Below are 12,121 nucleotides of genomic sequence, written 5' to 3'. Positions count from 1 at the left end.
GACCTAGAAGATTAAACAATGTAAATGTTAGTGTGCGATTTAGGTGTTATTTACCTAATGTAGTCCATCGGGCTGACAATACCGGTTTGATGTAAGCCCGCGACATGGGTATAGATTTGTGTTGTTTTTACATCATTATGACCCAGTAGCTCTTGTACGGTTCTGATATCATGGCCGCGTCTAAGTAAGTTGGTTGCAAAAGAATGCCTGAAAGTATGGTCTGTCACCCGTTTGGTAATTGATGTTTAACCAACTGCTTTTTGTAATGCTTTTCTAAACGTGGTGGGATCAATGTGATGCCTGCAAAGATAACCATCTACGGGATGCGAGACGCAATGTAGTAGGTGTTATTGAATCCATTATTTTTATAAGATATTTATTTTGTTAGTTTTTTTAAAGCAAGCAGTAAAATAATATTGAAAAACATTTTGCACGCTTTGTTTTGCGATTGTTGAAATGAAAAGTGCTTTACATCAATAAGATAGCAAATGTAGGATGCTATTAATCAATAACTTAAACGGCCGACATTGAATGATGCGCCGTTCAATAAGCTGTTAAATGGATTTTATGTACCGGCATTTTCTAATTAAATATTCTAAACCAATACACACGGAAAACTTTTTAAATAAAGGGCAAATGTGTTTGCAGCCTTTAAGCTTTTACCGTAATGCTGACCTAAATGAAGAGGTTGGTGATCTTAATGAAGGGGCACACAAAGTTCAGGTATTTTCCGATGGTGTTTTAAGTAGAATTCTGGATAACGGTGAAATAGAAACTGTCGGTAATATTGCTAATGGCATTCTCAGAGAGTTCAGCCATGAATATGCGTCTTTATCCGTTTATTGTATTTATTACTTGATTATACCTGCTGATGAATTCACAAATGAAATAGATGTTATTGATAAAGAGTTGCTTAAAAAATTTGGTGGGTCTGCAACTGTTATATTCAACTTAGAAAAGTTTTTTGCTCGTTTAGATAAGCTCTTAGAAGAAAATTCATATACTTATAAAAGACAGTCGGTTGAATATCTTGATATTGAAAAACACACTGGACGATTGACTCCATTTCAAAAAAATAATAAATACAAACACCAAAAAGAGTTAAGATTAGCTGTAAAAAATGAAACAGAAGATGAAAAAATGCTAATTGAAATAGGCAACTTAAGTGACATAGCATATACAGTGGCTATTGGTGAATAATCCATTTAACAAGTCATTTAAAAGGACAAAAAACAGTTGGTTTTTGCTCCTTCGTCGCTTATTTTAACCAACTGTTTTTAGCCTCTTAATGAGGCGTTGGTGCCACAGGGAGTAATGCATGAATTTTAAGTTATTAGTTGTTTTATCACTATTTATTACATCAGCAACCTTTGCTTCTGAACTGGAAAAAATGGCGGAAGAAGATCAACTTGCTAGAAGTGGAGATTATGAAAAAATTGACTGGCTAGCGGTCGCTAAAGATGATCAAATTCGGCGCAATAGAGTGAAAGAAATACTATCTGATAATAGAGCCTTTACTTCTAAAGATTATTATAGCGCTGCGTTAATAATGCAGCATGGAAAAACTCCTGAAGACTATTTGGCCGCGTTTCAATATGCGAGAAAAGCAAAAGATATTGATCCTAAAGATGAGGGGGCCGCTTGGCTCTCTTGTGCCGCCGAAGATCGCTATTTACTAAAGGTGAATAAAAAGCAGGTATGGGGTACTCAGTTAGAGTCGAAGCTTAACAAAGCTGGTACATATGAAATTCTATATTTGATTGATTTTGACGAAACCCAAAAATCTGATGCAGAAAGAGAAGGTTGCTTCCTGCCAAGTTTAAAAGAGATGAAGCGAAGGCTTAATGCTATGTCAAAAATGAAAAATATAAATATGCAGTTTGAGCATTGGATGAGCGGGACATAACAAACGCATTAAAAGCGCTCGCGTTGCTCGCTGGGTCACCAAAACTACGCGGCAAGTTAGTGTTGTGTTTTGTCAAATTTTAAACCAAATTGCCGCTACATTTTGTCGCCCTTTATGCGGGCGTTAGAACTCAAGAGGGAGTTATGAGTAAATTTTTAAATTCAGTAGCCTTGTTACCTATGCTCGGTTTCATTGTGACAATGATTTATATTCTTCTTGCAAAGGAAGAAGTTTATACAAATTATCATTGGTTTGTTGTTTCCTTGGTGTCACTCCAAGCTTCAGCTGAGCGTCTTAAAAATGCAAATTCATTAAGTATAACAATTTTTGTTTCTAGTATTCTTGCAAACATATTGTTACTTATCGCATCTGGATTTGATTTAAAAATAACTCCAGCCACTTTTGGACTGTTTATAGGTTATTTAAGTATTGGTTTTCTAATTGTGTTGGGTAATTTAGCTATAAATTGGTACAAGCAATTGAGTGCTAACAAGGCCTTAAAGTCGGATTCGTAACAGTTGGATCGGTTCCGCTTCGCTCCACATTTTTGCTAACAATTACTAACCAATTGTAAAGACTAGCTGGAAGCTAGATGTTTTTTCATATTTAATTGATGTTTTGTGGAGGTAGGGAAGGATTTGCTTGCAACAACAACCTGATTGCGTCCTTCATTTTTCGCTTGATACAAGGCTTTGTCTGCACGGTCTAATAGTTGCTCCCAACTATTATCGGTGGAATGGAATGTCGTAGCACCTAGGCTTACTGTGATATTTATTTTCTGATTTCCAAGCATTAATGGTGTTTGTTCAATTTTCTCTCTTATTCTGTGGGCAAACTGACGGACATATTTTTCTTTAGTGTCATCGACTAACACTAAAAACTCTTCGCCTCCTAATCTAAAGTGAAAGTCATAACTGCGATTACAGTTTCGTATTTGGTTGCAAATATGTTTTATTGCTTCATCCCCAACCGCATGACCATATGTGTCATTTATCGTTTTAAAATGATCTATATCGATAATAATTGCTCCAAAAATTTTTGATTCGCGTTGGGATTTAATAAATAGATTGTAGGCTATTTCAGCAAGGGCTCTTCTATTCAACCATCCCGTCAGATAGTCGTTTCGTGAATGCTTATTTAGCTCAAGCTCTTTGCGCCATGTTGGAATGAATATGAAATTAAGTGTCATTGAAAACATGAACGCTAGTAATAAAAGTGAGCCAGAAGTTTGAATAATGTCATTACCAAATAACTGTAACGTTTCGTTGAAAAATGCGATGTAAATTCCTCTAACGATCAGAAATATTGCAAAAGCTGAGTGAATGACTACCAATAGTGTCAGATCGGATTGACGAGATGATTGCATATGTTTTAAGGCAAAATAAATGTTACCCAGACAAAGTGAAATGATTATGGGGTAAAACAATAAGATTCTCGCTGTAGTTGATGAACGAGTAAAATCTAAATAATGCAGCACAAATACTAGAATACCTAAGCCAATGACCAAAAAAGGAATGGATTTATTATTTGTCAGTTTTGTGGTTCCGGAGAGTAACGTTGCATGTGCGATAATATTTAAAACATTCGCAATTGTAGGAAAGAGAAAATTAGTACTCTCGCTATAAAGCCCAATTAAGGCAATTAAACTTGATAGCAAAAATGCTAAGCTGGCAAATGACCAATCGATGAGGTACGTTTCAGATCGACTTCTGAGATAAAGCATCGATGAGGTCATGCACATAAAAAAGCTAGTTAAGGTAACACTTATTGTAAGGGTTAAAGAATCCATTCTTTTTAAAACTCCGCTATTACCTACCACACGTTATTATTTGGTATTTTTAGGTATTTATTGAAACTTAAGTCAAGCATGACTTTAAACAATATTCCCAAAAGTATAAGTAAGCGCTAGTTAAATATCAATTTATTGATATTATTGAATTCTTTAAGGAATAAAATAAAAGGAATAACATGCCCCATCATAGCTAATGAATGCCTTACTGAATACCGTAAACGCTGATGAAAACAAAAATAACATTAGTTGGTTTATGCGTTCACTTAGTGAGCCCATCGCCAGAATGGCCAACAAAGAAGACAAGTGCACAGGCCGGTTCTGGGAAGGGCGTTTTAAATCGCAGGCATTATTAGATGAAGCCGCATTGTTAGCCTGTATGGCGTATGTGGATTTAAATCCAATTCGCGCCCAAATGGCAGCCACGCCTGAAACTTCTGATTACACCAGTATTCAACGCCGAATAAATTCAGCGGTGAAAGGTGAGCAACCAACAGGGCTATTACCGTTTGTGGGTAATGAACGGCTCAATATGCCTAACGGGCTTATGTTTAGTGTCAAAGACTACATCGTCTTAGTTGAAGATACCGGTCGGATTATTCGACAAGATAAGCGTGGTGCTATTAGCGCCAGTAGTCAGCACATTCTTAGCAGGTTGAATATTCCAGCTGAAAACTGGCTTAAAATCACCACAGAGTTTGGTGCATTATTCAAAGGGGCGGTGGGCACATTACCCGCACTCACTGAGTATTGTGAACATGTAGACCGCAAACGACGACAAGGTGCAGCAAATTGCCAGCGCTGGCTGAGCGTTTAAGTTACAATCCCCAACCAAATTCCAATTCACCTGATACTTGATGCTTATCAAGTTTTTCTGCTGTGCCGAATTTTGAAAATGATGAATAAACGACTCATTAAACGTTAATATTTTAGGCATATCGATATAAATAGGTGAGTTGAGTACAACAAGTATACCTCTAGCTAAAGCTATGAAGACGAGTTATGTTACTTGTTCAAAAATGGGTGGCATGATTTTTAAAAAACAGTTGGCTTTTGCTCGTGCCTCGCTAATTTTAGCGAACTATTTTAAGCCGCTTATTGCGGCGTTGTGGTGGTTATATCAACTTAATATGCACATTATATTTACTGCATCATGGTATTATTTAGCTGTTTTCATTAATATTTTGAGGTTTTACTATGTTAGGCATTAGCATTTGGCAATTGATTATTGTTCTAGTTGTAATTCCAATAGCCCTGCTTCCAGCAATTGTTGCACTGAAGAGAAATCACCCATATAAAATTCCAATAATCCTTATTAATATCTTTGGTGGCTTATTGTGGGGGACTGGTTGGTTAATCGCTTTAATCTGGTGTTTTATCACTCCAGAAAAGAAGACGTCTTCCATCGACGGCATAGCTGATGAAATTGCAAAACTTCATTCACTCAAAGAAAAAGGTGTGATCTCTGAAGTTGAATTTAGTTCTAAAAAGAAAGAATTGATGCAGTTGTAAAATCACAGATATGTGAGTCGTTATCATCTTCTAAAACAAATGTTCTGGTGTTGTCTTTCTTTGCTTGCTGACTCGCTATTACTTTCAAATACTACCTATCTTAACTGGTTATGGTTAATCGCAGAAAGGATGCTCAAATGAATATACAAACTAAAGAAAACCTAGTTGAAGCAGCACTCATTGGGACAGGGCTTTTGAGTAAATTTGCTCTCTTGAAATAAATGACCGAATCTAAAACATTAACCATAATGGTCATCCTTGGCTTACTATTTTTTAGCGGTTTTATGTTGTTTTTAGTAAAGATGGCTAGCGCCTAAAGTTAATCTGCCAGCGACTAACAAGCTGCTAAATCCAGATTCAGTAAGGCTGTTAGTGTGTAAAGGCTGATGATATGTGAGTCATCGTTATCTGCCAACATGATGAGAGTCTGATTTTATTAAGGTATTTAGTTTATTTTTCAGGGGTTAGCGAGAATTGCTTGGGTATATAAGCCTAGTAATAATTTATTTATTGCCTATAATCACTTAAGGGTATAAATAATAGGCAAATAAATGGAACTTACTTCAATATCCCCTTTTGAGTTAGTCGAGTCACTATTTGAAGGTGTGGTGGTTCACAGTGCTACAACTGAAATTATTTATGCCAACCCCCGCGCTTTGAATATTTTGAGGCTGACAGAAAACCAAGTGCTTAATAAAGATGCTTATGATCCCCAATGGCATTTTGTCTCTACTAAAGGTAATCGACTGGCTTTTGAAGACTATCCCGTCAGTATCGTTATCCGCACTAAACAATCGATTTCTAATGTCGAAGTTGGGGTTTGTGATAGTTCTTCTAGCGACATTACTTGGGTACTTTGCAATGCATCCCCAAAATTTAACCAAGATGGCACAATCAAATTCATCATTGTCAGTTTTATTGATATCACCAGTACAAAAGTTGCAGTGCCATTCGAATCAATCGTCGCGAATGCCAACGATATCATCGTTATTACGAAAGCCGATGCCGATGACCCGCAAATTGTATACGTCAATCATGCCTTTACAAAACTTACCGGCTACGAGCCTGATGAGGCCATTGGCAAGACACCGCATTTTTTACAAGGCACAGATACAGACAAAGACACTCGCTCAAGAATTAGAGACGCCCTTAGGAACGATCACGATGTTAGAGAAATCATAGTTAACTACAGTAAAACTGGCGTGCCCTATTGGCTTGATATGAATATATTCCCGCTGAAAAATAGCTTAGGACAAATCATCTATTTTGCCGCGGTTGAACGTGATGTCACCAATGAAGTTACAAAAGTCGAAAAGCTTACTCATCTTGCGTCACAAGATCCGCTCACGGGATTACTCAATCGACGTGGCTTTGAGCAAGCAGTAACGAATACTTTTGCAGATGGCAATTTTGCCCTGCATACACTCGCACTTATCGACATCGATCATTTTAAACACATCAATGACACTCACGGTCATGACGTGGGAGATATAGTACTGACTCAATTAGCAAATCGGCTAAAAAAATTCTTTAGAGATAGCGATCTTATCTGTCGTTATGGTGGAGAAGAGTTTATCGTATTGATGCAAAAGACAGATATAAATTACAACGTAGGTAAGTTTGAACAGTTTCGAACCGCTATTGAAGAAACGAGCTTTAGCATCAATAAGCAACTCAACTTATCCATTACCGTTAGTCTAGGTTTAACTCAAATACCCATCAGCGATATTCGTTTGGAATCCCACATAAAACACGCAGATATTGCGCTCTATCAAGCTAAACATGGTGGACGTAATCGCATACAGGTTTATGAGGTCTAGCCACTCACCTTAACAGACTTAATATGCAGCTGTGATTTAGACTTTATTTCCCCTTTTTAAAAAGCAAAAGGTTAGTCAGATAAAGATGTGCTTATACAGTGGCACAAAAATTTAAGGGCATTTATTAATGCACACCCTATGGTGTCATACTTTGTGAAATCAAGAGTAGGCGACGCCGCTTAAATAGCGTGTAACATGGTGATGAAGCAATAAAGTCATTGCTTTAGATGCAGTTACAAAAAAGCTCCATAAAAAGGAGCTTTTTTGTTTGAAATGCAATGATCAGTCGATCAAATCTAGAAGTTCAAGTCTTTGTTTTGCAAGAGTGTATCTTGCACGAACATCATCAATTTGCTGTTGAGTTAATTTGTGACCAAAGGTACGAAGCCCGCCTGCTGCATCATTATGGTGAATTCCAAAAGCAAACTTAAGGTATTCCAATAACAACGGCTGAGCGTCGAGATATGAAATGGAATTCATTGCCTGAGAAATTTTGTTTGCCTCAGCCCATTCTCCCTTATTAACATACTCCTGCATCGTCACACTCGCTTTGGGGAATATACAACCAACACCTGTAATTCCACCGCATGCTCCTGCAAGTCCTGCATGTATTGTAACAGTGTCTACACCGGCTAAGATTTTTAAATCTTTGTTCTGCAACATCAGCGTTTCAATAATAGATACATCAATTGTTGATATTTTCAGTGCAGTGACTTCAGGTAAAACAGCAAGTCTTTTAAGAATATCTGTTGAAAGTGCATGATATCCAGCAGCATCAGGGTTGTTATAAGGCATAATAGTTACGCCTGCCTCTTTAGCTGCCTTTGCAGAAAGCTCATAGTAGGCATACATTTCTTCTTCCGAAGGCGCTTGCTTAGTTTTTGGTGGCATCACCATTACGGTATCCACTCCGACTGTTGCAAGTTCCTTAACGATTTTGGCTAGCTCTTCTTTTGTTTCCGCCGCGGCACCACTGATCAGCGGTACATTGTATTCTTTGGCAACAACAGAAAGGGCTTGTAGTAAAGAAAGACGCTGTTCAGAGCTTAGGTAGCTATTTTCACCTAGGGTGCCTGAGCCAACAAGCCCACCCATTCTGGTACCACCTTTTCCTTGAACTTTTAAAATACCTGCAGCGTATTTTTGTGTAGCTTCATAATCAATTTCAAGGGCGCCAGACTCTGACTCTTTAAGCCATGTAAACACGGCCGGCATAACGGTATATCGCCAATCTGTACTAGTTAGTTCCATCATATTTCCTCTTGTTAAAGCAATATTGTATACAATATACCAAATAAATAACATAAGTTAAATTATCTTTAGCAAAGCAGAGGGCTTATTCATACCTATGTAATATCAGCGATCCGCTTAATAACCCGAGATTAGCTTAAAAAACTAGAATTAAGCTTAAATACATTGCCTTTAAGCCCATTTAGTATACCGTTGAGCTCCCTTCGTTTTGTCATTTATCATAGATACCTGGCTGAGCGCCAATCATTAGGCAGCCAAATGACAAATTTACGTTTACGCTACCAAACCGTTGAGTTTGGTAAAACCGATATTCACCTTTGTACACTTCGTGATAATCAAGAATTTGATGATCCCCAAGGCATTGCAGAAAAGCTGGGTATTTCATCTGCAACTTGGCCTTTATTTGGCGTCATCTGGCCTTCCAGTTTAGTGTTAGCGCATTATATTTCTGAGTATGACACGGGCAAAAAAAGGATTCTTGAAATTGGCTGTGGTATGGCATTAACCAGTTTAATGCTAAATAAAAAGCACGCAGATATCACAGCTACAGATTATCATCCTGAAGTGGGTAAGTTTTTACTTCGAAATACGCTGTTGAATCAAGATAAACCCATTGCATACCAACAAGCTGATTGGGCAAACCATGACGACAGTTTAGGTTTATTTGATTTGATTATTGGCAGTGATCTGCTTTACGAAGACGAACATGTTGAATTACTCGCTAACTTTATAAATGCTCATGCTAAACCACACTGTGAAATGATTTTGGTTGACCCGGGTAGAGGCAATAAAAATAAACTGAGTAATAAAATGATTGAGTTTGGTTTTAGCTCAGTGCATTTGAAACCTATTCACACTGAATATCTTATCAATCCCTTTAAAGGGCATATCCTCAAATTTGTGCGTTAGCATTGTACTTCTTTGTTTAAAGCAAATTAACGTCAAATAGGCGTGTTTATTATCTCGATCTGAGGTTAGTTAAGTGTGGGGCTGAAGTTGTTGCAAGCACTGGCTATCAAAATTTTCAGCAAAGCGTGTTGGCTAATAGCGCCCAATGATCGCTTTATTGAGTTAGGTTAAGTATGGATCTTGGTGGTAATGCTATGGTTGTTCTGCAGTATATTCGCTGACTAAATGTTGTAATCGCTGAAGATTTTCAGGTTTGGCCAATTCTTGATTAAGCAATGCGACAATTTCGTGACTCCAGCTTAGATTTGGGTTGAACGCAGCATAAAAAGGCGAGTTGCTCAAGGTACCTGCAAAGCGAATATTCGCGGTGTTATTTGTATCACTTTGAATAACTAGCTCATCTTCAATAATCACTGCCACACGTTTATATTCAAGCATTTTGACCAGTCTTTGCTGCGCATTTCCGCCCGTTAGAGTATGAAGCCTAGGTTTATTGGCTTCATTATGAATAAACTCATCAATTGGCGAGCCATAACCGTAGCCTAAAATAATACACAAAGGGGAAGGCATAGAATCAAGTGAACGTGGATCTTGATACAGCCAGTTATTATCCATCGCGGTATAGAAGTTCACCTTGTAGTTCATAATTGGAGTCGTGGTAAACAGTAAATTTGGGGCTTCTTCATGCACCGCGGTCAGTAAACCGTGAATATTATTATCATCACTTGCCATTTTGATCGCCCGCGACCAAGGGTAAACTTCTATGCGCAAGCTTATACCATGTTGGGCCAGAATTTCGGTCATATATTCATAAACAATACCGGGTTTATCAGGCGAAATTCCAGAAGTATATGGCGGCCAATTTGTTGTGGCTAAAGTGATTTTTGAGGGGATTTTTGCCCAAAGCAATGATGGAAAAGCAAGTAAAAATACAGTGGCTATTGTAATTGTTTTCATTTGCTTTTTCGGATAGTTATCTAATAAGGGTATTTTATATATCGCTGAACTGAATGTAAAAACACAAGTCAGCAAGCATGGCTTAGGTTTATAACCAACTAATTTTAGTACATCTAATTTTAGTACATCTAATTTTAGTACATCAAATTTTAGCGCATTTAAGTTGAGTGACCTCATGCTAAATTTTACCATGCTCGATATGATGTTCATGCAGGTGTGTGTTCACATTTAGCTGATGAGTACTGATAACTGCCACCTTTATCAAGACAGCGGTCAACTTGCCAAAATTCTGTTTGGCGAAATACAATTTGTACAATCAGACTCACAATAAAAAACACACCGGCTTTGAAGAAAAGAGGGTGGCGTTTTTTGACTAAACTCCATATTAAAACCATTAAAGCCAGCAAAGAAGCCAAAGGTAGAACAAGCATTAAAGCACTTTGTAGAACAAACATATCACTCAACCTTAGATACTAATGTTGTTAGCCGCGTGCCTGTAGATGCTAATAAAGCCGATGGGGCAATATCGACAATTCGATGCTTACCCATGACTAATGAACTCTGCATCTTCATGACTTTGAGGTGCGGTAATGCTAGCTGCAACCACTTTCATGGCTGTGGTGAGTTGGCTAAGTTGATCAGCGCTAATAATGTAGGGCGGCATAATATAGATTAAATTACTGAAGGGTCTTATCCATACGCCTTGGGCGATAAAAGCCTGTTGTAATTTAGCGGTATTAATAGTGTGGTGCATTTCAATCACGCCAACACCACCTAGTACGCGCACATCTTTTACCTGCTCAAATGCCATAGCCTCGGCTAGCTCAGCTATCATTTGAGCTTCAATCCTAGCGATTTGTGCAGGCCATTGCTGTTGATTAATTAATTGTAAACTGGCGGTGGCAGCCGCACAGGCGAGGGGATTGGCCATAAACGTGGGGCCGTGCATAAATACGCCCGCTGGCGAGTTACTAATCCCTTGTGCAACTTCATCAGTGCACATCGTCGCAGCAAGGCTGATGTACCCACCCGTTAGGGCTTTACCTAGGCAAAGTAAATCGGGCTGAATATTGGCATGTTCATAGGCAAATAACTTTCCAGTTCGGCCAAAGCCTGTGGCGATTTCATCTAAAATAAGTAAAACGTCATAGTCATCACACAATTGGCGTAGTTTGGATAAATAGGCTGGCGAATAAAAGCGCATACCGCCAGCACCTTGCATGATGGGTTCGATAATGATCGCCGCCACCTGCTGATGATGAGTGGCAAAAGCATGGGTTAACGACTCGATGTCAGCTTTATCTAAAGTGTAATTAGTCTCTTGTGCGATGTTGTGTAACGCACTATAACCAAATGGCGTTTGCGGGGCAGGAATAAACACTTGCTTGGTGACATTATCCCCAAACATTGTGTGCATGCCACCATCAGGATCGCACACACTCATGGCCGCAAAGGTATCGCCATGATAACCGCGTTTTACTGTCATTATTTTTTGTTTGGCGGGTTTATTTTGGCCTTGCCAGTATTGCAAAGCCATTTTTAAAGCCACTTCAACAGCAATTGAACCTGAGTCGGCTAAAAACACTTTGGTCAGTGCTGGGCAGGTCATATTAATCAGCGCTTTACTGAGATCGATTGCCGGTTTATGGGTGATACCGCCAAACATAACGTGGCTGAGTTGCTGCAATTGCTGCTGCATGGCGCCAATAATTTCAGGGTGACTGTAACCGTGTACACATGCCCACCATGAACTGGTGCCATCAATAAGGTGTCTGCCATCATCGAGGGTTAACTGGCAACCTTGTCCAGATACCACGCCCTGGGCAGCAATGGGCTGAGTCATTGATGTGTAAGGATGCCAGATGTGCTCACGATCAAAAGCATAATCAATTGCAGGATCCATTACTGAAGGCATGTCCTGCGGAGAAACTACAGGTTGTGAAAAACTCGAATTGCTCATAAAGTGACCATTAGTAA

Annotated in this window: 11 protein-coding genes and 3 pseudogenes; 7 read left to right on the top strand and 7 right to left on the bottom strand. The window is 38.7% G+C overall.

Annotated features, from left to right (window positions below; translation table 11 throughout):
- Positions 1 to 50: 50 nt before the first annotated feature.
- Positions 51 to 326, bottom strand: a pseudogene (locus OHT75_RS17460) (tyrosine-type recombinase/integrase); the annotation flags it as partial.
- Between the two features lie 232 nt (positions 327 to 558).
- Here OHT75_RS17460 and OHT75_RS17455 point away from each other — a divergent pair.
- From OHT75_RS17455 to OHT75_RS17445, 3 genes are all read left to right on the top strand, one after another.
- Entirely contained in the window at positions 559 to 1,200 is a 642-nt protein-coding gene (locus OHT75_RS17455) for a hypothetical protein (RefSeq protein WP_264728917.1), read from the top strand.
- Positions 1,201 to 1,318: 118 nt separating this feature from the next.
- On the top strand, positions 1,319 to 1,906 hold the full coding sequence (locus OHT75_RS17450; protein ID WP_264728915.1) for a hypothetical protein: 588 nt from the start codon (positions 1,319 to 1,321) through the stop codon (positions 1,904 to 1,906).
- A 143-nt stretch (positions 1,907 to 2,049) separates the two neighbouring features.
- A complete protein-coding gene (locus OHT75_RS17445) occupies positions 2,050 to 2,421 on the top strand; it encodes a hypothetical protein (RefSeq protein WP_264728913.1) in 372 nt (123 codons plus the stop codon).
- A gap of 62 nt (positions 2,422 to 2,483) precedes the next feature.
- Here the strand turns inward: OHT75_RS17445 and OHT75_RS17440 are convergent, their stop codons facing one another.
- Positions 2,484 to 3,695, bottom strand: coding sequence for a GGDEF domain-containing protein (locus tag OHT75_RS17440; protein WP_264728911.1), 1,212 nt, complete (start codon positions 3,693 to 3,695; stop codon positions 2,484 to 2,486).
- A 238-nt stretch (positions 3,696 to 3,933) separates the two neighbouring features.
- Here OHT75_RS17440 and OHT75_RS17435 point away from each other — a divergent pair.
- Positions 3,934 to 4,512, top strand: a pseudogene (locus tag OHT75_RS17435) (transposase); the annotation flags it as partial.
- A gap of 380 nt (positions 4,513 to 4,892) precedes the next feature.
- Complete coding sequence (locus OHT75_RS17430) at positions 4,893 to 5,207, top strand: superinfection immunity protein (RefSeq protein WP_264728909.1); 315 nt, start codon at positions 4,893 to 4,895, stop codon at positions 5,205 to 5,207.
- On the opposite strand, the pseudogene OHT75_RS17425 reads toward OHT75_RS17430, so the two are convergent.
- Positions 5,191 to 5,298: pseudogene (locus tag OHT75_RS17425) on the bottom strand (GNAT family N-acetyltransferase); the annotation flags it as partial. The gene OHT75_RS17430 and the pseudogene OHT75_RS17425 sit on opposite strands and share 17 nt — an antisense overlap.
- 460 nt (positions 5,299 to 5,758) lie before the next feature.
- Between OHT75_RS17425 and OHT75_RS17420 the strand changes: the two are divergent.
- Positions 5,759 to 7,027 (top strand): sensor domain-containing diguanylate cyclase, encoded by a 1,269-nt coding sequence (locus tag OHT75_RS17420; protein ID WP_264728907.1) that lies wholly within the window; start codon positions 5,759 to 5,761, stop codon positions 7,025 to 7,027.
- A 282-nt stretch (positions 7,028 to 7,309) separates the two neighbouring features.
- Here OHT75_RS17420 and OHT75_RS17415 read toward each other — a convergent pair whose 3' ends face one another.
- On the bottom strand, positions 7,310 to 8,278 hold the full coding sequence (locus OHT75_RS17415; RefSeq protein ID WP_264729087.1) for a dihydrodipicolinate synthase family protein: 969 nt from the start codon (positions 8,276 to 8,278) through the stop codon (positions 7,310 to 7,312).
- A gap of 258 nt (positions 8,279 to 8,536) precedes the next feature.
- On the opposite strand from OHT75_RS17415, the gene OHT75_RS17410 reads away from it, so the two are divergent.
- On the top strand, positions 8,537 to 9,187 hold the full coding sequence (locus OHT75_RS17410) for a class I SAM-dependent methyltransferase (RefSeq protein ID WP_264728905.1): 651 nt from the start codon (positions 8,537 to 8,539) through the stop codon (positions 9,185 to 9,187).
- A gap of 192 nt (positions 9,188 to 9,379) precedes the next feature.
- Here OHT75_RS17410 and OHT75_RS17405 read toward each other — a convergent pair whose 3' ends face one another.
- The 3 genes from OHT75_RS17405 to bioA form a co-directional block, all read right to left on the bottom strand.
- Entirely contained in the window at positions 9,380 to 10,144 is a 765-nt protein-coding gene (locus OHT75_RS17405) for a substrate-binding periplasmic protein (protein ID WP_264728903.1), read from the bottom strand.
- Between the two features lie 206 nt (positions 10,145 to 10,350).
- On the bottom strand, positions 10,351 to 10,599 hold the full coding sequence (locus tag OHT75_RS17400) for a hypothetical protein (RefSeq protein ID WP_264728901.1): 249 nt from the start codon (positions 10,597 to 10,599) through the stop codon (positions 10,351 to 10,353).
- Between the two features lie 86 nt (positions 10,600 to 10,685).
- Positions 10,686 to 12,047, bottom strand: a complete 1,362-nt coding sequence (bioA, locus tag OHT75_RS17395) for an adenosylmethionine--8-amino-7-oxononanoate transaminase (RefSeq protein ID WP_264729085.1) — start codon at positions 12,045 to 12,047, stop codon at positions 10,686 to 10,688.
- Positions 12,048 to 12,121 lie beyond the last annotated feature (74 nt).

The organism is Shewanella subflava (assembly GCF_025971955.1).
In the GTDB taxonomy this organism is placed as follows: Bacteria; Pseudomonadota; Gammaproteobacteria; order Enterobacterales; family Shewanellaceae; genus Shewanella; species Shewanella subflava.
The sequence above is the reverse complement of the archived record's forward strand: the minus strand, read 5'-3'. Positions and strand labels throughout refer to the sequence as shown.

Excerpts from the sequence above, each read along its gene's own strand:
- OHT75_RS17420 (WP_264728907.1), top strand. The coding sequence starts at position 5,759 with ATGGAACTTACTTCAATATCCCCTTTTGAGTTAGTCGAGTCACTATTT.
- OHT75_RS17410 (WP_264728905.1), top strand. The coding sequence starts at position 8,537 with ATGACAAATTTACGTTTACGCTACCAAACCGTTGAGTTTGGTAAAACC.
- OHT75_RS17450 (WP_264728915.1), top strand. The coding sequence starts at position 1,319 with ATGAATTTTAAGTTATTAGTTGTTTTATCACTATTTATTACATCAGCA.
- OHT75_RS17405 (WP_264728903.1), bottom strand. The coding sequence starts at position 10,144 with ATGAAAACAATTACAATAGCCACTGTATTTTTACTTGCTTTTCCATCA.
- OHT75_RS17445 (WP_264728913.1), top strand. The coding sequence starts at position 2,050 with ATGAGTAAATTTTTAAATTCAGTAGCCTTGTTACCTATGCTCGGTTTC.
- OHT75_RS17400 (WP_264728901.1), bottom strand. The coding sequence starts at position 10,599 with ATGTTTGTTCTACAAAGTGCTTTAATGCTTGTTCTACCTTTGGCTTCT.
- OHT75_RS17415 (WP_264729087.1), bottom strand. The coding sequence starts at position 8,278 with ATGGAACTAACTAGTACAGATTGGCGATATACCGTTATGCCGGCCGTG.
- OHT75_RS17455 (WP_264728917.1), top strand. The coding sequence starts at position 559 with ATGGATTTTATGTACCGGCATTTTCTAATTAAATATTCTAAACCAATA.
- OHT75_RS17430 (WP_264728909.1), top strand. The coding sequence starts at position 4,893 with ATGTTAGGCATTAGCATTTGGCAATTGATTATTGTTCTAGTTGTAATT.
- OHT75_RS17440 (WP_264728911.1), bottom strand. The coding sequence starts at position 3,695 with ATGGATTCTTTAACCCTTACAATAAGTGTTACCTTAACTAGCTTTTTT.
- bioA (WP_264729085.1), bottom strand. The coding sequence starts at position 12,047 with ATGGATCCTGCAATTGATTATGCTTTTGATCGTGAGCACATCTGGCAT.